The organism is Pseudomonas sp. JAI111 (genome assembly GCF_024809425.1).
GTDB lineage: Bacteria > Pseudomonadota > Gammaproteobacteria > Pseudomonadales > Pseudomonadaceae > Aquipseudomonas.
In genome coordinates, this window is the sequence record NZ_JANUCB010000002.1 from 137,574 (window position 1) to 158,333 (window position 20,760).

Here is a 20,760-nt window from a genome sequence, read left to right on the forward strand (position 1 = left end):
CGATGGGACAAAGAGTTGCCGTGCTGGGCGCTGGCCCCATGGGCCTGGCAGTGGCCTACCAGTTGGCCAGGGACGGGCATAAACCCGTGGTATTCGAGGCGGATGACCGTGTGGGTGGAATGACCGCGGCGTTCGATTTCTCGGGCACCACCATCGAGCGCTACTACCACTTCCACTGCATTTCTGACCACGCCTTCCTGAAGGTACTGGACGAGTTGGGCTTGGCCTCGAAAATGCGCTGGGTCGAAACCAAAATGGGTTATTGGTATCAAAACCGCTTGCAACCTTGGGGTAACCCCATTGCTCTGCTCAAGTTCAAGGGCCTGAGCCTGACAGCCAAAGTCCGTTATGGCCTGCACGCATTCCTGTCCACCAAGAGAAATGACTGGAAGCCTCTGGACAACGTCGAAGCCACGGGCTGGATCAAGCGCTGGGTCGGGGCCGAGGCCTGGGAAGTGCTATGGAAGCGCCTGTTCGACTACAAGTTTTACCATTACACCGATAACTTGTCGGCAGCCTGGATCTGGAGCCGCATCCGCCGCATCGGCCGCTCGCGCTATAGCCTGTTCCGCGAAAAACTCGGCTACCTGGATGGCGGTTCTGACACCCTGCTGCAAGCGCTGAAGGCCGACATCGAAAAACACGGCGGAATCATTTGCCTGAAGTCGCCGGTCAACCGCGTGATCATCGAACACGGCAAGGTTCAGGGTGTGGTCTGCGGGGAAGAAATCCAGCGCTTCGACAAGGTCATCAGCACCGTGCCCCTGCCCTATGTGCCCTCCCTGATGCCGGACCTGCCACAGGATATTCTCGCGCGCTTCGCAGCCCTCAAGAACGTTGCGGTGGTCTGCGTGATCGCCAAGCTGCGCAAGCCTCTGACCGAGAACTTCTGGCTCAATACCAACGACCCCGAGATGGATATCCCCGGACTTGTGGAATACACCAACCTGCGCCCAATGAACGAACACATTGTCTATGTGCCGTTCTACATGCCTGGTGAACATCCTAAGTTCGCCGAACCGGACCAGGCTTTCCTCGACAAGGTGCGTCGATACTTAAAGAAGATCAACCCGACGCTGAACGATGAGGACTTCATCGATATCCGCGCCAGCCGCTATCGGCATGCGCAGCCCATTTGCGACCCGGGCTATCTGGACCGGCTGCCGCCGGTTTCGCTGCCAGTGCAAGGCTTGTGGGTAGCCGATACCTCCTACTACTATCCCGAGGATCGCGGTATTTCCGAGAGCATCGATTTCGGTAGAAACATGGCAAGGGATGCAGTTAAGTGAAACAGCTGCTTAATCGACAGTTCCTTACCTTTCTGGTGACGGGGGGTAGTGCAGCTGCTGTCAACTTCTTCTCGAGGATTCTTTACAACCAATGGCTGAGCTTTTCAGTCTCGATCGGGCTCGCCTACCTGACCGGCATGATCACCGCCTTTGTACTGGCACGAATGTTTGTCTTTACCGAAAGCCAACAGCCCATCCATCACTCTGCAATGTTCTTTGTACTGGTCAACCTGGTTGCGGTCGTACAGACATGGATCATCAGTATTGGCCTGGCATCGTACATTCTGCCTGCAATGGGCATGGAGTCCTTCAAGCATGAAATAGCGCACGCATTCGGCGTGGCTGTGCCGGTGTTTACCAGCTACTTCGGCCACAAGCGCTGGTCATTTCGCTGAAATCGCGCGCAGAGGAGCCCGGGGCACACGGCCCGGGCTTCGGCAATTAGCCGCCTTGGGCGGCGCCCATGGCACCTTCAATAATGCATGCGCATAAGCGGGTAATTTTAATGTGAATTGGGCTATGGGGCTTTAGAGGTAGCGCTTGACGCCCCACGAGACCGCGTAGCTCGCTGATCGAGAACCCGTTATGCAACAGATGAATGCGCAGCATGCTCTCCAACGGATAGGGTTTGCGACCACCGCCTGCCTTCGGGCAATACGTTCGTATCAACATCTTCAGACCGCTTGCAGCTCCTGCACTGTGGTGGCGGGCTTTGACATAGCTGCCATCGATCGGGGCATTGCAAGCCCGTACTTTTCGAGAGCTACTACGATACAATTTTACTTTTATAAATCAATGATTTAGGACGAGACGGAGATAGGCCATAGGCTTTCCATGTATCGCAAAAGTCGATGGTAGTATCAACGCTCTAATCCTCCAGTACCGGCCCAAAGGCACGCACTTCTCGGTTCGCAACCGGGAGACACGGACGACATTGCCTAGCAATAAAGGAGGGGGCCACTCAAACTCTTCGACTTCAAATGCCGCTCAGGTCATGGCGAGGTGATGCAAGGCGTCATGCCATGCAGCATAATGCCGCCTACATCCATTCAATGACCGTGTTGCACTCAGTTCCTGCATTCGCCCTGTTTACCAGCGCTGAATTTTTTCCAAGGACGATAGCCATTTGACTGCCAAGAAAACAATCATAGTTCTGAGCATGCATCGCAGCGGAACCATCGCACTTGCGCGTGCACTCAGTACCATGGGCGTTGAGCTTGGTGACCCCCTCCACCCGATAGATATGGACCCTACGGCCAGTTTTTGCGAAGACAGAGACGTCACTGCTGTCAATAACAAGCTGTTAAGCCGGCTAGATTCTGCCTCGGCGCTTGACCTACCAGCGCCGACCGAAGATGAGATATCGAAATACATCAATGAGTATGCAGCCCCTGGCTCGCGTCACGCTCAGCACCTCGAAAGCGTACGGCTCAACAGCCAGACTGAACCAAAAATACTCGCCAATGCCAACCTGGAAAGCATTTCTTAAAAACGCAGATCAAAGCGCTAAATACCGAGACTGAAGTGGCACACGCTGCCACAACATCCACAGCAACTGACCGTCGAAGACGATTATGAAAAATAACGAACAAGTAGATCAGGAACAATCCGTCATCGTTAAGCTTTCCGATGAAAATGCCCGTCTCAAATCTGAACTGGCGGATCTCAGCTCCCAGCACAAAAAACTGGAAACGAATCTGGAAGAATGGAAAACCTCTGAAGCCCGTTTCGCGAGTTATCTCGGAAAACTGGAGGACTCTTTAGCAGAGTGCGAAGCAGCAGCCGAAGCTGACTTGCAAAAGTATCGCTCTCTTGAAGAGCAGACACAACGCGAAATCGGGCTAAAACAAGAACATATTCAAACATTGTCCAACTCATGGGAACGCTTCTTTAATTCACGACTCTGGCGTCTAATGAGTTTACTAGACATCCAAAAAAGGCTCCCATCAACTATTCTTCCCAATGGAGCAGCTTTTGACGAAAGCTACTACCTCGAAACTTATCCTGATGTTAAGGCGACTGGCATCCCCGCAGTCGTACACTATCTGTGCCACGGCATCCAAGAAGGCCGCCTAGGTTCTCCAAAATCAATACCGCATGTCCCTCGCATCATCACAGACGAAAAGCCGGTTCTCGCTGGCGGACTGCTCTATGAACCGACGGAGCCCTTCAACGCCGACTTCTACCGGGCGATGTATCCAGTTCTCGCCTCGCTCGCTGATCCGGAACGACACTTTTTGGATCACGGGCAGGCCGAAGGCCTGCATGGCCGTGTTCCCTCTATCAATTTGAGTCGCCCTATCGAATCGCTACCTGCTGACAAGCCGACCATTCTGCTAATCAGTCATGAAGCTTCGAGAACTGGCGCCCCTATTCTTAGCCTGAATATCGTCCAGCAACTCACCTCGCAATACAATGTAGTGACACTGCTGCTGGGTGGTGGTCCGCTGGTAGAGTCTTTTATCGACGCTGGAGCGATAGTTGCCGGCCCCGTGGATCTTTACCATAAAGAGGTATTCGCCGATTGGGTAATAGGCAAGTTCCTAGACACACATTCATTTCAATTTTCGATTGCGAATAGTTTGGGATCCTATATCGCACTCAAGCCCTTGGCTGATCGCTACATCCCGACAATCAGTTTAATCCACGAGTTCGCTGTATATATTCGACCGCGCACGGCCATCCAAAATGCATTGTTGTGGGCAAGTCAAACAGTTTTTTCTGCTGACATTACACTCGACAGCGCAATACAGGTACTGCCAGAACTAAGTTCGTGTCAACTTCCTGTCTTGGCGCAAGGCAAAAGCATCGTCCCTGGTGAGGCGCATGATCCGGCTCATATCGAAGCAGAGAAGGCGATGTTGCAGAAGATTATGCGCCCAGATGGACCTGAGGATGACACGATCGTTATATTAGGGGCCGGCTGGGTACAAATTCGCAAGGGTGTAGACTTGTTTATCGAGTGCGCGACCCGTGTACTCAATTCACCTATAGGTCACAAGTGCCGTTTTGTCTGGATCGGTAATAACTACAATCCGGAGCAGGATACTCAGTACTCTCTTTACCTTCAGGATCAGATCCAGCGTGCCGGAATCTCGGAGCGATTCAAGATAATTTCCGAAACAGCCGCCATTGAGCATGTCTACGCCCTGAGCGACATGATGCTGTTGACCGCCCGTTTGGACCCATTGCCAAACGTTGCCATTGACGCCATGGTGCAGGGCCTGCCGGTTCTGTGTTTCGACAAGACAACGGGAATTGCAGACATTCTTAAGCGCAATGGCCTCCAGGAAGAGTGCGTCTCACCTTATCTAGACACCCATAACATAGCCGACAAAATCATTCGACTGGCCTCGTCGAAAGAAGCCCGGGATAAGGTTGGAGAGCAGGCCCGAAATCTCGCTACACGCGAATTCAATATGCCCCGTTATGTCAAACAATTACTCGCCTTTACAGAGAGTAATGCAGCCCTGTCACGTCAGGAGCATGTTGACGCAGCCACGATACAACAAGCGGAGGTTGTTGATTTAGACTACTACCCACCGGCAAGTGTGCAGCTTTCAGGGGCTACTGAAACCATTCGTCGATACGTACGGTCGTGGACGCGCGGCGTGTTGCGACGCAAGTTATTCCCGGGCTTTGACCCCCTCGTTTACCAGGATATGAATGCCTCGATGATCGGAGCTCAGGATCCATTGGCGCACTTTCTGAGCGCCGGCCGCCCCGAGGGACCATGGAACTGGAAGAACCTTTCTTGGAAAGATCATTCCACCACATCCACCGATAGCAAGTCGCTGATATTTATCAGCCTGCGCTCTGCCGACCCTATCGAGCAAATCGTCAAGCTTCTCGTGAAAAAGTCAGCCGAGATTGATGTCGTCATTCTTGTTCCCGACGAGCTGGCGGCCCTTACCATCAATCAATGTCTTCAGAAAGAGCAATACTCTGTACTGAATATCCTGGTGTGTGAAGATCAGCCATTACTTGCCATCCTCAAACACTTGGCGAGCGTTCCTTATCTGGATTACACAGCGATCGCACATATCAACCTGGGCAACGACCCGATCGACATCGATTTCAGCGACCGGAAAACCTATCAGCAGTACCTGATCGAAAACATGATAGGCGGCAAGTACGATGCATTGGGAGTCATCGCGGGTCGCCTGAGCGGCGATTCATCCGATATGGGTCTGGGGCTGGTTTTCCCTGAAGACCCTAACATTCATGACGCTACCGCCGATGCGGTCATCATTTCAAGCCTTTGTCAGTCTCTTGGATTCAACGCGCCCGCTTCATACCAACTTCCGTACCCGGTAAATGGATCATTCTGGGGGGCACCGACAATTTTGAACACGTTGCTCGCGAATGCTGACGGTTGGAAGTCGACGTTGAAAAGCCTGAAGCTTACCGCAGCGGAGCAGGAACGGATCCTTGCCCGTCTGTTGGTTCAAGCCTGCCGCAACGATGGCAAACACATCAGCACCACCGTGGTTCCGGGCATCACCTATTAATACAAGTGCAGGGCACCGCTAAATAAAAAAGTAAATGCTCCATAAACCCCACCTTCCAAAAAGCGGGGTTTATGGAGCGGCTACGCTTCGAGGAGCGGGCACTGGGAAAGACTGAATCGCCCCGGATTTTCTTGATCCCCACAAGCTCATTGTAATCGATCCATAAACCCCACCTTCTAAGAAGTGGGCTTTATGTTTACCGTGGCATCTCTGGCGAGCAGTTCCACGGCAGCAAGGGTGCTGCGGCAGGCATTGGCCGCGCCACGGCCTTGGGTTTTGCCGCTGGGGAGGGGCTTGAAGGTAGCAGTGGCAGATCCGGATGCCGCTACCGGCGATGGCACGGTCGCCTTGATCCGGGCGACGGGCTTCAAAGCCGCGCGTCTGGACGACAAGAGGCCTATGATAAAGAGCCACATCAACACCTGACTGCACCAGCACCCGCAAGCGCTCTGTTTTACCCCGTATCAGCCTCTTCACCGCGGCGCCGGGGCGGTTTGCGTGATGCTCAAACAAACGATGCTCCAAGGGCGTGGCAAATGAACTTGTACTTGCAGCATCGTCACAGCCGCCGTAACCTTCTCGCCTGAAATAAATACTACAGGTAGGTCCATGTCCCTGGGGCAGTATTACACGGCGATTTCAGGCAAATATCCTAGAGTGAAACAAGCCAATAAAACCTCAGGCTTCCTATACTAGCAACCCCGGCTTTACTCCTCGAAACGGATGCATCGGTACGATGCCTAGGGACGAGATTTCAAGCTCTATTAACTTAATATACTGACTACGAGCGCTTTATTCTGGCTACGAGAGTAAACGAAGAACGTTCGAGTTGTAGCTTTCACCTAAGTCAGAAATAGTCTGGCCTCCTTTTTTCAGGGAAGAGTTATAGTGACAACCCTCCCACTTGTCATCGATCTCGACGGCACCCTGCTGCGCTCCGATCTACTGCTGGAAACTGGCATGGCCTTCGTCCGCAACCAGCCTCTGCAGATATTCAAACCCTTTTGCTGGCTGGTAAAGGGCAAGGCTGCGTTAAAGGAGGGGTTTGCTAATGCAACCCAGATCGATGTCAGCGCTCTACCCTATGACCCAGCGGTCATTGAGTTGATCGAAGCCGAGCGACGTAAAGGACGAAAAATAGTGCTGGCGACAGCAAGCCATTACACCTTGGCCGAACGCATTGCTGAGCATCTCCAACTATTTGACCAAGTGATGGCCTCAGATGCCAAGCGCAACCTGTCAGCTCATCGGAAACGCGATCTGTTGGTCGAACACTATGGCAAAGATGGCTTCGATTATGCGGGCAACTCCCATGACGACATTCCAGTGTGGGCGGCAGCCCGACACGCCTACGTGGTCAATCCTGACTCCGGTGTGGAGCGACGCGCACGGGCACAGGGTAACGTGCAACATCTCATTAACTCCAATCAGTCCGAGCTCAAGGACTGGATGAAGGCGCTACGATTGCACCAATGGATGAAGAATGCGTTGATCTTCGTACCGCTGCTGGCTGCGCATCAGTTGACTAATCCCCTGTTGCTTTTGCAGGGGACTCTGGCTTTTCTACTATTCGGGTTATGCGCCTCCAGCGTCTACGTGCTCAACGACCTCCTCGATCTGGAGGATGACCGTCATCATAAAAGTAAGTGCAAGCGTCCTTTCGCGGCGGGCCGATTGCCTATCAAGTCCGGCTTGATCGTGTTCCCGATCTTGCTGATAGGGGCGTTTGCCGGCGCCATGCTATTACTGCCCTGGCAATTTTCCGCAGTGCTGTTGGCTTACTACATATTGACGCTGGCCTATTCACTATCCTTGAAACGGCAAATGGCGGTCGACGTTATTGCACTGGCCCTGCTCTACACCGTGCGCATCATTGCCGGTACGGCTGCGTTTAACCTAACACTGACCTTTTGGATTTTGGCGTTCTCGATGTTCATGTTCCTCAGCCTGGCTCTGGTGAAGCGTTATGCCGAACTATATGAAGCCCGCAGCAAGGGCAAGACTGAGAAAACCCGTGGCCGTGGTTACTATCCCACCGACCTGGAAATGATCTCCTCACTGGGTGCCTCTTCCGGCTATCTGGCGGTGATGGTCCTTGCCCTGTACATCCACGACCAAGCCACTACAGGCCTCTATACCTACCCACAAGTAATCTGGCTCGCCTGTCCACTTCTGCTGTTCTGGATCACCCGAGTGTGGATGCTCACGCATCGGGGAGAAATGCACGATGACCCTGTTGTGTTCGCCATCCGCGACCGTGCCAGTCTAGTGGTCGGTGTCTTGTTCGGCCTGATATTCTGGATGGCCGCATGAGTGCCCTCCTTTATTCTTGGGGGCTCTACCCTAATAGACCTCAGACAGGTAATACCTGTGGCTGGCGTAGCGAAATACCTACCCAACTGGAACAGATAGTTGCAGTCCACGGCAGCACCCTTGCGTATGGCAACGGACGCAGTTATGGCGACAGCTGCCTAGCGGCCAGTGATCAGGTACTGAACATGCGCTCGCTGGATCGCTTTATCCAGGTCGACTGGCAGGAGGGCACCGTACTCGCGGAGGTAGGTGTCACCTTGGGTGAGATACTGGCAATTACCATCCCACAGAACTGGTTCCTGCCTGTCACGCCGGGCACCCAGTTCGCGACCCTCGGCGGAGCGATAGCCAACGACGTTCATGGAAAGAACCATCATCTACGGGGCACTTTTGGCAACCATGTGCGACGCTTCGGCCTGCTGCGCCACGGTCAGGAGCTGCTAACCTGTTCCGCCACTGAAAACCCCGAGTTATACGCTGCCACCATTGGAGGGCTGGGCCTGACTGGTGTGATCACCTGGGCGGAGATCCAGTTGATGCCAATCATATCCAGCCAGATTGACAGCACGTTGGTGCGCTTCGATAACCTGAGCGAGTTTTTCTCCCTGTCTGCCGAACTGGATCATCAACATGAATACAGTGTGGCGTGGATTGATTGCCTAGCCAAAGGCGGCAAGACTGGACGTGGTGTATTTATAGTTGGCGACCACGCCCACTATGGAGCTCTGGAGGTATGCGAACGTCCGAAGCGGCGAATGCCGCTTGCCCCACCGTTCTCACTAATCAACAACCTGTCCCTACACGCCTTCAATGAAGCCTACTGGCGTTTACATCCGGCCCAGCGCACGCGAAAACGCGTCAGCTACGAGCCATTTTTCTACCCACTGGATCGTATCCTGCATTGGAACCGTATCTATGGGCGCCGAGGCTTCCAACAATACCAATGCGTTATTCCCGACGCCGCAGCCGAGATGGCCATGCGCGAACTGCTGGGAGCAATTGCGGACTCCGGCCAAGGCTCCTTCCTCGCCGTACTCAAACGCTGCGGCGATATCGCCTCACCGGGCTTGCTGTCCTTCCCTATGGCAGGCACTTCGCTCGCCCTGGACTTCCCGCAGAAAGCTGGTCTCTTACCGCTGTTCAAGCGCCTGGACACGATAGTGAGTGAAGCTGGTGGGCGCCTGTATCCGGCCAAAGACGCACACATGAGTGGCAATGACTTCCGTAAGGCCTATCCTGACTGGGAAAAACTGGAAGCGCTGCGTGACCCAACACTGATGTCCCACTTCTGGAAACGAGTGACTGCATGAAACGAGTTTTGATCATTGGAGCTACCTCGGCCATCGCCACAGCCTGTGCCCGCCTCTGGGCCGAGCAAGGCAATACGTTCTTCCTGGTTGCACGCGACCACGAAAAATTGGAGCAAACTGCCGCTGATCTTCGGGCACATGGCGCCAAGGCTGTAACCCTCCACTCCATGGATGCTACCGACCTCGCCTCGCATCCGGCGATGCTCAGCAGTTGCCTAAGTGTTTTGCAGCAGATAGATATTGCCTTGATTGCCCATGGCACCCTGCCCGACCAAAAAGCCTGTGAGCAAGATGTTGATGTGGCCCTGCGAGAGTTTGCCATTAACGGCACTTCAGTCATTGCCTTGCTGACCCATCTGTCCAACCAGTTTGAAAAACAACGCTGCGGCAGCCTGGCAGTCATTTCATCGGTGGCCGGCGATCGTGGTCGTCCCTCCAACTATCTATACGGTACCGCCAAAGCAGCCGTGTCCACCTTTTGTGAAGGTCTACGTGCCCGACTCTACAAGGTTGGCGTGAATGTCATCACCATTAAACCCGGCTTTGTTGACACCCCCATGACTCAAGGCCTCCAATTACCCTCACTTCTATTGGCCAAGCCAGAAAAGGTTGCCCGCCGTATCGTTGAGGGCATTGAACGCAACGCCACGATCCTATACACACCGGTTTTTTGGGCGTTGATCATGCTTATCATTCGATACATTCCGCAGACGATCTTCAAGAGGCTTAGCTTATGACTGGACAGACTTACTTGTCTGGTTGGAAGTACCGCGCACTCATCCTCTCCGTCGTAGTATCCGCCATTGGCTATCTCAGCTTTTCACTGTGGGGCGGCTGGGAAGCTGTAGCAAAATCAGTCAAGGAAGTTGGCATATTGGGGGTAGCTATCACTCTACTGATGTCCTCCTTCAATTACCTATTAAGATTCGTGAGATGGCAGATCTACCTCAAAGTACTCGGACATGCCATCCCGTGGAAACCCAGCCTGAAGATTTATCTCGCTGGGTTCGCTCTAACCACAACACCTGGAAAGGCCGGAGAGGCACTGAGAGGTGTTTTACTAAAACCTTGGGGAATGCCATATCGAAAAAGTTTTGCCGCATTTTTCAGTGAGCGACTATCGGATCTTATTGGCATAGTCCTGCTGACTTTTTTGGGCCTGACGCTTTACCCCGACGCGCGGCCAGTTATTATTTTTGGCGCGATCTGCGTAGGGATAATGATAGTCATACTGTCTCAACAAAAAAGCCTTGAGTGGATAGAGCGAATAATCCAGGAAAGAAATAGTAAGCTCGCACAACTAAGCAGGCATTTGATTGACATAATTAAAGAAGCCCAGCACTGCCACAAAGTTGAGATATTACTTCTCACCACACTACTAGCTATAATTTCCTGGGGGGCTGAGGCTGTCGCGTTTTATTGGATACTCACTTGGATGGGCGCGGACATCACCCTGCAATTCGCAATGTTCGTATACGCTCTGGCGATGTTAGCAGGCGCGATAAGTTTTATGCCTGGAGGCCTTGGTGGAACCGAGGCTGTAATGGTTACGCTATTAATATGGAATGGCATGCACAACGCAGATGCCGTTGCTGCGACTGTGCTATTAAGGCTCGCGACACTTTGGTTTGCGGTATCCATTGGTTCAATTTGTTTAAGCCTCGCAAAAACCGAATCAAACCCGACTATTACACTTCCAAAGTGAAGTCTTTTAATTCAATCAGCCACACGAATTTTAGCAATGCCGAAACAGCATATACAACAACGAGGTACAAATGCTAACCCTTGGAAGTAAAAAAAATCAGACCAATGTTGATCCCGCGGAAAATTTTGCGCGATTTAAAGGTCACATATATTTCGCCGTGATAGCCTTTTTAGTTTACGTATACGGCATGAAATCTGGTTGGGGAGGTGCAACCGCCGATGATGGATCGTTCTTCCTGCGGTATGCGGAGAACATGACTCAAGGGCAATTCTGGATCTGGAATCTAGGAGAAGCACCAATTTGGGGAGCATCGGCCCCCTTTTACCCGCTTTATCTGGCACTTCTGATAAAATTGGGAGCCTCCCCTATCGTAGCCTTAGTCGGTGGCGGCGCCTTGCTAGGGTGTTTGGCACTCACCTTGACAAGCTGGATGTTAGTGCAAAGATTTGGCTACGTTGCCGGCATATTTTTTGTGGCAGCCACCTCTTTCGATGGATTCTTTATGTGGTTTGCCGGGACTGCCGGTCTTGAATCCCCTTTAACAATTGCTGTGTTGACATACGGCTTCTGGGCACTTCTGAAGAGCAATAGCTGGGTTCACGTAGGTGTTGCAGCGGGCTTACTCGCAATACAAAAACTTGACTTAATCCCTGCTGCATTTTTTCTATTATGTGCCTGGAGCGTTTTGACACGCTCTATTCCTGTAAAAACAATAGCCCTGGCAGCAGCTATCGCTATCACTTGGTACGGATTCGCATGGATTTACTTCGGACTACCCGTACCGAACTCATTTATAACGAAAACTTTCTTCCAAAACCAACAGAGCGGCATCACCTGGCAGTGGTTCGGAAAATACGTACTTATTGAAAACAATCATTACTGGATAGCAATCCTCGCACTGCCAAAGTTGCTGAAGCCCAACAAAGATTCTATACCTCTTATTATTTTCCTGGCCGGGCTGACAGCTACACATCTAATAGCTTACACCTTAAAGTTCCCGCTAGAGCCTTACAACTGGTATGCAATGCCAGCCTTATACAGCTTATTCATTTTGGGATCCTTGGGCGCCCAAGCCATTTGGGATATTAGCACTAAATATACTTACATCATAAAACTGCTTCTCGTTGTGTTGCTCAGCTACATAGCCACGCAGTCGTACGTGATTGGCAAGATGTCGACGGCGAGCATTCAGAATTACTTAGAACTTGAAAAAGACCGAACCAACACCGGCAAATGGGTAAGCAGAAATACGCCGAAAGACTTCACCCTAATGGTTTGCTGGGGAAGCCCCGCTTTTTTTGCCCACCGACACACGATTGACAGCTCTTTTCTGAATCGCCATTACGAGAGCAATGACTTAATAAAAACTTATTCTCCCGAGATCATTGTAAGCGACACAAAGAAAATTGGAGACAACTACACACTCGTAAAAACCTTCAACAAAGCAATAAGGGTTGGCGTTAGTTATCCATTTGGCGTTCACATCAGAAATGATGTGCTTTCCCAAGTTACCGATATAGACCATACACTCAATGCGTGCCCTGACAGCAATAGCTGCACTTCTATCCATACACCTTTTATCGATCTTATTACTAATCCGATACTCGGTGACAAATACGGAGTTTTGAGCGCCTATGACAAACCAGACACCATCTTCGCTCACCCAGGCGAAACACAGCCCACTTCATTTGAATTAGATCCCAATGAATTTAAAAAGTGGGGAGTTACATCTTTTATCTTGACTACCTCTATATCTCCATATGTGCCTGAAAATGTGGTTGCGCGGGGCGGCGCAGTTGCCGGAGTGACGGTTTACCACCAAAATGAAGTTATTTCAGAACGGCAGGTTATTAGATCCGGAGCACCTAGCACCATCAGCCTCCCATTAACCATGGATGGAAATTACCGTATCGTTTTAGACAACAACAATGTGGTCGATACAAACCAGGTCTTGCTTAGACTAGAGCAAAAAAAATAGTTATATGGCCCCATACCCTGCGAAGGCCAAGCTTTCGCAGGGTGTTTTTTTGGGGGGCTATTATCATGAACGACTCAATACTGACGTAGCCGCTCCACGAACCCCACATTCAAAGCCGCGATTTGAAGCCTGATGCTGTGTTCCCGATCTCTTTCAGAAGCCAGCCGCCATGTTCGCTTGGACCGATGTCACTTATGGCTTTTGGGCGTAGCCGTCGGACAAGGAGTTCACCGCTATTACCGGTACGACCCGAGCTGTCGAGTACCTGGATGGCGACGAGACGTGCCGGGGCAACCTGCTGAACAACGCGAATATCATCCCCGACGATGGTTATTGCTTGTGGGGCCGCCGTTCGTTGTCGAGTTATCGGAAATGGGCGTTCGTCACCCGCGTTCGAACATTGTTCATCCTCATGGACGCGGTGCAGGCCGGCCACAAGTGGGCCGTTGACCGCTCGATCACCAAGGCCTACGCCGAGGATGTGACTGATGGCCTGGACGCATTCATGCGCGACCTGGTGGCCGAAAGTGCAATTATCATTTTCGAGGTGTTCCCGGACACCGAACGGAACACGGTCAGCCACATCGCCCAGGGCAAAGTCTATTGGCGCATTCGCTTTACTGACTTACAACCGGCAGAAAACCCGAATTTCCTTTTCGAAGTCACCGATCAATGGATGATCGAAAGCGATCGACCGAGGCATTATTGCCTCTCGTGTCGAGGCCAAACGTTTTATGGATCGACTCGTCTGGTATCCGATAAATACTCAGGCGGTTTCCGTCCAGGTGGGGCGGATGACATTTTTCTGTGGGCCGCCTCGGATTGTTTCGTCTTTTCTGGGATGATGGGATTCTGCGCTCCCTGAAGTGATGGACTCCCCCCTGAATTGGCGGGAGGCCAGGATCAGTTTTTCTGAGATCCGACACAGGTTGTCGCTTTCGACATTAAAGAGATGGGCCCGAACGTTGCGGCGTAAAGGGAAAGTGTTGTTCTAGAGGATTGAACATGGCGCCACCTAACCGAATTGAGCATGTTGGCTTCGATGATTTCCGACGCTTGGCACAGGATGAGTCGCTGTCCAAATATGAGCGCATCGGGTTTCCCGACTCATATCGTCAGGGTTATGAAGCAGTTATCTTCGAAGATATCTGCGCAAAGCTGACCAACCTGAAGAAAGCTGGCCAGCAAGTGGTCGATATCGGTCCGGGCTGTAGCGATCTGCCCAAGATGTTGATAGGCCAGTGCGCATCGAATGGCAATGCCTTGACGCTGATCGACAGCCAGGAAATGCTGGATCTGCTTGAGAGCGCTCCCTTCATCGAAAAGGTGCCAGCAATGTATCCGCAATGCCCGGACTGGGTTGCTGGAAACGCAGGAAAGGTCGACGCGATCCTATGCTATAGCGTGCTGCAATATGTCTTTATCGATGTGGGTTTTTTTCGATTCCTCGATGTTTCGCTCTCCTTGTTGGCGCCAGGCGGACAGATGTTGATAGGCGACATACCCAATATTTCCAAGCGTAAGCGCTTTTTTTCCAGTGAAACCGGTGTGCGTTTTCATAAAGACTATATGAAGACGGATGATGCGCCTGTCGTCGAGTTCAACCAGATCGAACACGATCAGATTGACGATTGCGTCGTGATGTCGATCATCCAGCGGGCACGGCTCCAAGGATTCGATGCCTATCTGTTACCGCAGAACCAGGCACTTCCGATGGCGAACCGGCGCGAAGATATCCTCATCATCAGACCTTGAGAGCCAGGAAATGATAAAAACGAAAAAGGTTGTCATCCTGGGTGACAGTGCCTTCGCCGAGGTCGCTTACGAATGCTTTACTCGGGACTCCGAATACGAAGTCGTTGGCTTCTCTGTCAACTCTGCATTTCTTGAACGCAATGAGTTGTTTGGTTTGCCTGTCGTGCCGCTCGAGGAGATAGAGCGCTTCTTCGATCCCGAACAGGTCGAATTCTACGCGGCGCTTGTTTACTCCCAGCTCAACCGTCTGAGGACGCGGTTTTATGAGGAGGCGAAGTCGAAGGGCTATCGGCCAGCGAGTTACATCAGTAGCCGGGCGTTTGTATGGCCTAATGCGATTTTGGGCGAACACTGCTTTATCTTTGAAGATAATACGATCCAGCCATTCGTAAAAATTGGCAATAACGTCGTGCTTTGGAGCGGAAACCACGTTGGCCATCATTCGGTGATCGAGGACAATTGCTTTATCTCCTCTCACGCTGTTATTTCCGGATTCTGCACGGTCGGAAAAAATACCTTCATTGGCGTTAATTCGGCGATTGCCAATAACGTCGTCATCGGTGCCGATAATTGGTTGGGTGTTGGGGTCAATATCCTCAAGAACACGGATCCTGATTGTATTTTCAAAAGCGAGCAGCCGGAGCCAGCCAAAGTATCCGCACGGCGTTTTTTCAAGGCAAGAACATGAAGTGGCATAAGCTGGGCGTTGTCTGGAAGCCTGATGGAACTCTCGATTGGGCCAGAACACATGCGATGGGCCCGATACCTTACCGACTCAACGAAGATGTCATCCGTGTCTATCTGACATGCCTGGACGACAAGGGGCGCGGTCGCCCGGGTTATATCGACGTATCAAGCTCGGACCCGACCCGGGTGTTGAAGGTCGCGACAACGCCATTGCTCGATATCGGCGAACCCGGGACGTTTGATGATAATGGTCTGATGGCCCTGAGTCTCGTCACTGTCGATGCGCGAACTGTGTATATGTACTACGCGGGATTCGAGCTCTGCGTGAACGCGCGATACCGGATCTTTACGGGACTGGCTATCAGTCACGATGGCGGTGAGACGTTCGAGCGCTATAGCAAAGTCCCGATCCTGGATCGTAGCGATAGCGAGCGAATGTTTCGTTGTGGGAGTTTTGTCGTCAAGGAAGGTGACGTGTTCAAGATGTGGTACATCGCAGGCAGCGACTGGACCGACCTACGGGGAAAACTGATGCCTGTGTACGACTTGAGGTATCAGGAATCGGCCGACGGAGTAACGTGGTCGGATCGCGGTATCTTGTCCATGGCGCTCACCGGTGACGACGAGCACGGTTTCGGCCGCCCGTGGATCGTCAAACGCGGCAGCGATGATTATCAGATGTTCTATTCGATCAGACGCTGTTCCTTTGCCGCCTATCGTCTCGGCTATGCCGAGTCCAGCGATGGGGTTCAATGGGTACGTCGAGATGAAGAAATGGGGCTCGATGTCTCGCCGACGGGCGTAGATTCGGAGGCGATCATGTATTCCGCCGTCTTATCGGTTGGGGCCAAAACGTATTGCTTCTATAACGGCAATAATTTTGGTGAGCAGGGTTTCTGCGTCGCGGAGCTGATCCAGTGACCATCGAGATCGTGCGCTATCAACCAGAACTGAGTGATGCGTGGAATGCATTCTGCGCGAATGCGGTAAACGCCACGTTCCTGCACTCGCGCCGTTTTCTCGAATACCATGGCGACCGGTTTCTTGATATATCGGTCGTGCTCATGCACGCCGGCAGCATAGTCGGCGTTTTCCCTGCGGCGCAGTCCCCCGCAGATCGCTCCTTGGTCGTCAGCCATCCTGGTATCACCTATGGTGGCATTGTCCACGATGGCTACCTGTGCGGTGCCAGGATGATCGAAGCGCTGGAGCGGTTGTGCGAACACTACCGCGGGAGCGGATACGACCGTCTTCGATATAAGCCCGTCCCCCATATTTATCAATCTCGGCCGTCGCAGGACGATCTTTATGCCTTGTTCCGGCTCGGCGCCCGCCGATCGCGCTGCGACTTGTCGTGCACAATTGACCTGGCCGATCGCGCAAAACCTTCCGAGCGCCGCCGACGCGGGCTGAAAAAGGCGCTTAAATCGGTGTCAGTGGTGACGGGGACCGAGCAGGTGCGGGCATTGTGGCAGGTACTGAACGATAATCTGGAGCGCAAGCACGGCGCGGCTCCCGTACACAGCGTGGAAGAGATGGAGCAGTTGATCACTCTTTTCCCTGGGGGAATCGAGTTGTTCTGCGCCAGGATCGATGGGCAAGTCGAAGCAGGGGTCGTGGTGTTCAAAGCGCGCACCGCATGGCATGCGCAATACATTGCGGCGAGTGAGGTGGCCTATTCGGTTTCCGCACTCGATGCAGTGTTCGATCACGCCACGGCCGAGGCCCTTTCAGCCGGGGTTCGGTATTTCGACTTCGGTACGAGCAACGAGTGTGAGGGCACGGTTCTCAATGAAGGCCTCTACCAGTACAAGCATGAATACGGAGGCGGAGGCGCTGTGCACGAATATTATGATATTGATCTACTAGGTGTTCAGCATGTCTGTGTCTGATTGCAAAATCATCAATTTACCCAAGATCACCGATCCGCGGGGAAACCTGACTTTCCTCGAAAGTGGACGACACATTCCCTTCGATATCCGACGTGTATTTTACCTGTACGATATCCCGACCGGGGAAGGCCGTGGCGCGCACGCGCACAAGGAACTGCACCAACTGTTGATCTGCCTGTCCGGCAGTTTCGATGTCACGCTTGATGACGGGGTGGAGAAGTCGACGATTCACCTCAATCGTCCGTGGCAAGGTTTGCATATTCCCCCCATGATCTGGGCGGCCGAGCTCAATTTCGATCCCGGATCAGTCTGCCTGGTCCTTGTGTCCATGGAATTCGACGAGTCCGATTATTATCGGGACTACGACGAGTTTATCGCCGCCGTCCGGTCTCGTTGAGTTTCTGCAAGACCTGGCCGCCTCGATCGCCATACCTTCAACCGCTGCGCCGGAACGGTCTCGACCGCGTGCGCAGGGACACCTCGCCGATACGACGGATGTGTCGTTCGGGGGGGCGTCCAGTATGTGTTCGCGCATCGCCAATTATCGTCTGGCGCTACGAATGTGCGACCAATGTAATTCCATTCGAGAGTTAGGAGCATGATTGTGAAAGTGCCATTTCTTGATGTCCGCAACGCCTATCTAGAGCTCAAGCCAGAACTCGATCAGGCGGTCGCGCGGGCTCTCGATTCTGGGTGGTATATCTTCGGGGAAGAAGTTGCCCAATTCGAAAAATCTTTTGCCGACTATGCGGGCACCCGCTTTGCGATCGGCCTCGGCAACGGGCTCGACGCCTTGCGTATCACCTTGATGGCGATGGGCGTGTCGGAAGGGGACGAAGTCATCGTGCCGTCCAACACCTATATTGCTACCTGGCTCGCGGTGACACAGTGCGGAGCACGACCCGTGCCTGTCGAGCCCGACGTCGACACCCTCAATATCGATCCGCAGCGCATTGAGCAGGCCATGACCAGTAAGACCAAGGTCATTCTGCCCGTTCATCTGTACGGGCAGCCTGCAGCAATGGGACCGATCCTCGAACTGGCCCGACACAAGGGGGTTCAGGTCCTCGAGGATGGCGCACAGGCACACGGCGCACGTTACCGTGGTACGCGCATCGGCGGGCACGGAGATGCCGTGGCGTGGAGCTTCTATCCCGGCAAAAATCTCGGCGCGTTCGGTGACGGGGGCGGTGTCACTACCAACGACGCCGAACTCGCAGAGCGAATTCGGACGATTGCAAACTACGGTTCTAAAGTTAAATACGTCAATGAGGTTTGTGGCCTAAACAGCCGCCTCGATCCGATCCACGCCGCAGCACTGGCCGTCAAGTTGCCGTTCCTCGATGAATGGAACGCGCGTCGCGGGGAGATTGCAGCCTATTACCAGAAGCACTTGCAAGATACCTGTGTGAGGGTGCCGACTCCGCAATCGGATTGCACATCGTCGTGGCATCTGTTCCCCGTTTTTTCGCAGCGGCGTGATGCTTTGCAAGCGAGGTTGAAGGAGGCCGGTATCGAAACGCTGATTCATTACCCGATTCCTCCTCATATGCAGCAGGCTTACCAGTTCCTTGGTTTCGAAAAGGGCGCTTTCCCCATTGCAGAGTCACTGGCCGAAACTGAGCTCAGCCTGCCGATCGGTCCGCACATGACCCTCGAGCAAGCGGCTTACGTTTGTGAAACTATTGCGAGTTTTCAGTAATGGATGATTTCGATCTCGAGCGCTTGCAAGCAACGGTTGTGGAATATATTTCCCAGTCGCACTACGGCGATGCGATGGCGTGCATCAAGTCGTTTGCCGAGCAAGTCATCAACGATCCGGCGTCGATTGGTGTTGTGTTCGCGAGCCGCGAGCTCGATGCGCTGTGCCTAATGCTAGCCGACGCCTACTATGCCGATCATCGCCATGTGCCCGAGAAGGAAGGCCGGGGCACCGTCATTCTGGCGTCCGAACTGGTCAGGGCCGGAGGGCATGTTGAACTGATCAAGGACTATCTGGCTCTCGGACTGCTCGAGAGCCCGGTTCGTGTCGCCTTGACCGATCTGTTCAATCGTAACGATCAGGCCTCGATTAACGAGTGGGAGTCTCTGCTCGGCTGCGAAGTCTTCGTTATGACCGAAACCGGACTCGATGGCAAACTTGACGCCCTGACTGCACGGCTTGGCGAATGGAATCCTTCCACCGTTTTGACCCTCGGTCACAATCAGGACATCGTGTGCATCGTGGCGGCCCACGCCCCTGGCATCAGGAACCGCTATTACATTCACCATGGCGATCACCATCTGTCTCTTGGTGTGACTTGCGAAGCGTTTCAGCATGTCGACTTGCACAACATGTCATATGAGTTGTGCAAAAACGAGATTGGAGTCGCGCAACAGCTTTATTGGCCGATCAGCGCTGTCGGTAAATCCCAAATCAAAACCCGATTCCTCGACCGAGGGGTCTTGACGACCTGCTCATGCGGTCGTATGTCCAAGTTCGAATCGGGATCGTACGCGCTTCGCTATGAACGTGCAGTGGCCTGCATCCTAAAAGCCTCGCGCGGATACCATGTGCATATCGGGGATTTGTCCGATGCATTTCTGCAGAAAATCCACGAGGAACTCGATGCTGAGAACGTAAGCCATGACCGGTTCATTCACATACCGTGGGTCGCTTCACTCTCTCAGGCGCTCATCGAAAACGCGGTGGATGTATATGTTTCTTCTTTCCCGCTTGGAGGCGGCAAATCGTTAATCGAAGCGATGTCGGTCGGGGTGCCTGTCGTTACCCACGAATCATATCGCTCCCGTTATCACTCCGGCTCCGATCTTGCTTATCCTGACAGCTATACGTGGAGCCAATATGAAGAGCTCGGTCGGGTTTTCAAGCAGTGGGACCAGCCGATGTTGGAGCGGCACTCCGAATCCGCATTGCAGCATTTTGAGCGGTACTACTCGCAAGACGCTTTTTTGAAAGCTTTTGCCAGCGGGCTGGACAGTGCTGCCCTTGTTCCGCCATTGCATGTGTATCACAGAAACCAGCTGCAGAATCATCTGGATATAAAACGCCAGAGAGTGCAAGAAATCGGGCATTTGATATCTGAAAAAAATAGAATATTCCAAGAATGGGAGTACGTTCATTCGATGTATAAAGAGCATTCTGAGACGATCGCGAGGCAACAAGCGGTGATTGAACAACTGACACAGGAGAAGCTTGCGTTGGAAGCGTCCGTCATGACTCAAAGACAGAATGAGAGTGCTCCAAGATCGTTGAAAGGAAAGATCAGAAAGATCGCTGACGTGATACTTGATAAGTAACGTTCAGTTGCTTTGCCTCG

General features: G+C 52.8%; 16 protein-coding genes and 3 pseudogenes. 18 read left to right on the top strand and 1 reads right to left on the bottom strand.

All coding sequences use genetic code 11. The features are described 5' to 3' along the window. Positions 1-2 precede the first annotated feature (2 nt). Both HNR03_RS08265 and HNR03_RS08270 read left to right on the top strand, forming a co-directional pair. The gene (locus HNR03_RS08265; protein WP_111454884.1) at positions 3-1,289 is read left to right on the top strand and encodes an NAD(P)/FAD-dependent oxidoreductase; all 1,287 of its coding nucleotides are present in this window, start codon (positions 3-5) and stop codon (positions 1,287-1,289) included. Next, positions 1,286-1,684 (top strand): GtrA family protein, encoded by a 399-nt coding sequence (locus HNR03_RS08270; RefSeq protein ID WP_259152527.1) that lies wholly within the window; start codon positions 1,286-1,288, stop codon positions 1,682-1,684. The genes HNR03_RS08265 and HNR03_RS08270 overlap by 4 nt, the downstream gene beginning before the upstream one ends. 169 nt (positions 1,685-1,853) lie before the next feature. Here HNR03_RS08270 and HNR03_RS08275 read toward each other — a convergent pair. Further along, positions 1,854-1,973, bottom strand: a pseudogene (locus HNR03_RS08275) (IS5/IS1182 family transposase); the annotation flags it as partial. Between the two features lie 442 nt (positions 1,974-2,415). Between HNR03_RS08275 and HNR03_RS08280 the strand changes: the two are divergent. From HNR03_RS08280 to HNR03_RS08355, 16 genes and pseudogenes are all read left to right on the top strand, one after another. Beyond that, positions 2,416-2,778, top strand: a complete 363-nt coding sequence (locus HNR03_RS08280; protein WP_259152528.1) for a hypothetical protein — start codon at positions 2,416-2,418, stop codon at positions 2,776-2,778. 85 nt (positions 2,779-2,863) lie between these two features. Beyond that, a complete protein-coding gene (locus HNR03_RS08285; protein ID WP_259152529.1) occupies positions 2,864-5,800 on the top strand; it encodes a glycosyltransferase in 2,937 nt (978 codons plus the stop codon). 360 nt (positions 5,801-6,160) lie between these two features. After that, positions 6,161-6,340 (top strand): annotated as a pseudogene (locus HNR03_RS08290) (DNA mismatch repair protein MutS); the annotation flags it as partial. Between the two features lie 348 nt (positions 6,341-6,688). Beyond that, positions 6,689-8,113, top strand: coding sequence for a UbiA family prenyltransferase (locus HNR03_RS08295; RefSeq protein WP_259152530.1), 1,425 nt, complete (start codon positions 6,689-6,691; stop codon positions 8,111-8,113). Continuing rightward, positions 8,110-9,423: an FAD-binding oxidoreductase gene (locus HNR03_RS08300; protein WP_259152531.1), complete on the top strand. Its 1,314-nt coding sequence runs from the start codon at positions 8,110-8,112 to the stop codon at positions 9,421-9,423. Before HNR03_RS08295 ends, HNR03_RS08300 begins: the two co-directional genes overlap by 4 nt. Further along, positions 9,420-10,160, top strand: coding sequence for an SDR family oxidoreductase (locus tag HNR03_RS08305; RefSeq protein WP_259152532.1), 741 nt, complete (start codon positions 9,420-9,422; stop codon positions 10,158-10,160). The genes HNR03_RS08300 and HNR03_RS08305 overlap by 4 nt, the downstream gene beginning before the upstream one ends. Continuing rightward, positions 10,157-11,128 (top strand): lysylphosphatidylglycerol synthase transmembrane domain-containing protein, encoded by a 972-nt coding sequence (locus tag HNR03_RS08310; protein WP_259152534.1) that lies wholly within the window; start codon positions 10,157-10,159, stop codon positions 11,126-11,128. The genes HNR03_RS08305 and HNR03_RS08310 overlap by 4 nt, the downstream gene beginning before the upstream one ends. 70 nt (positions 11,129-11,198) lie before the next feature. Beyond that, positions 11,199-13,106 carry a hypothetical protein gene (locus HNR03_RS08315; RefSeq protein ID WP_259152535.1) on the top strand — a complete coding sequence of 636 codons (1,908 nt, stop codon included), beginning with the start codon at positions 11,199-11,201 and terminating at the stop codon, positions 13,104-13,106. Between the two features lie 163 nt (positions 13,107-13,269). Next, positions 13,270-13,791 (top strand): annotated as a pseudogene (locus HNR03_RS08320) (phage tail sheath C-terminal domain-containing protein); the annotation flags it as partial. 320 nt (positions 13,792-14,111) lie between these two features. After that, positions 14,112-14,861: a hypothetical protein gene (locus tag HNR03_RS08325; protein WP_259152536.1), complete on the top strand. Its 750-nt coding sequence runs from the start codon at positions 14,112-14,114 to the stop codon at positions 14,859-14,861. 10 nt (positions 14,862-14,871) lie between these two features. Next, on the top strand, positions 14,872-15,549 hold the full coding sequence (locus HNR03_RS08330; RefSeq protein WP_259152537.1) for an acetyltransferase: 678 nt from the start codon (positions 14,872-14,874) through the stop codon (positions 15,547-15,549). Then, the gene (locus HNR03_RS08335) at positions 15,546-16,469 is read left to right on the top strand and encodes a hypothetical protein (RefSeq protein ID WP_259152538.1); all 924 of its coding nucleotides are present in this window, start codon (positions 15,546-15,548) and stop codon (positions 16,467-16,469) included. Before HNR03_RS08330 ends, HNR03_RS08335 begins: the two co-directional genes overlap by 4 nt. Beyond that, positions 16,466-17,440, top strand: coding sequence for a GNAT family N-acetyltransferase (locus HNR03_RS08340; RefSeq protein ID WP_259152539.1), 975 nt, complete (start codon positions 16,466-16,468; stop codon positions 17,438-17,440). The genes HNR03_RS08335 and HNR03_RS08340 overlap by 4 nt, the downstream gene beginning before the upstream one ends. Further along, entirely contained in the window at positions 17,427-17,837 is a 411-nt protein-coding gene (locus HNR03_RS08345; RefSeq protein WP_259152540.1) for an FdtA/QdtA family cupin domain-containing protein, read from the top strand. Before HNR03_RS08340 ends, HNR03_RS08345 begins: the two co-directional genes overlap by 14 nt. Before the next feature lie 201 nt (positions 17,838-18,038). Next, the gene (locus HNR03_RS08350) at positions 18,039-19,142 is read left to right on the top strand and encodes a DegT/DnrJ/EryC1/StrS aminotransferase family protein (protein ID WP_259152541.1); all 1,104 of its coding nucleotides are present in this window, start codon (positions 18,039-18,041) and stop codon (positions 19,140-19,142) included. Further along, entirely contained in the window at positions 19,142-20,740 is a 1,599-nt protein-coding gene (locus HNR03_RS08355) for a glycosyltransferase family 4 protein (RefSeq protein ID WP_259152542.1), read from the top strand. Before HNR03_RS08350 ends, HNR03_RS08355 begins: the two co-directional genes overlap by 1 nt. Positions 20,741-20,760: the final 20 nt, after the last annotated feature.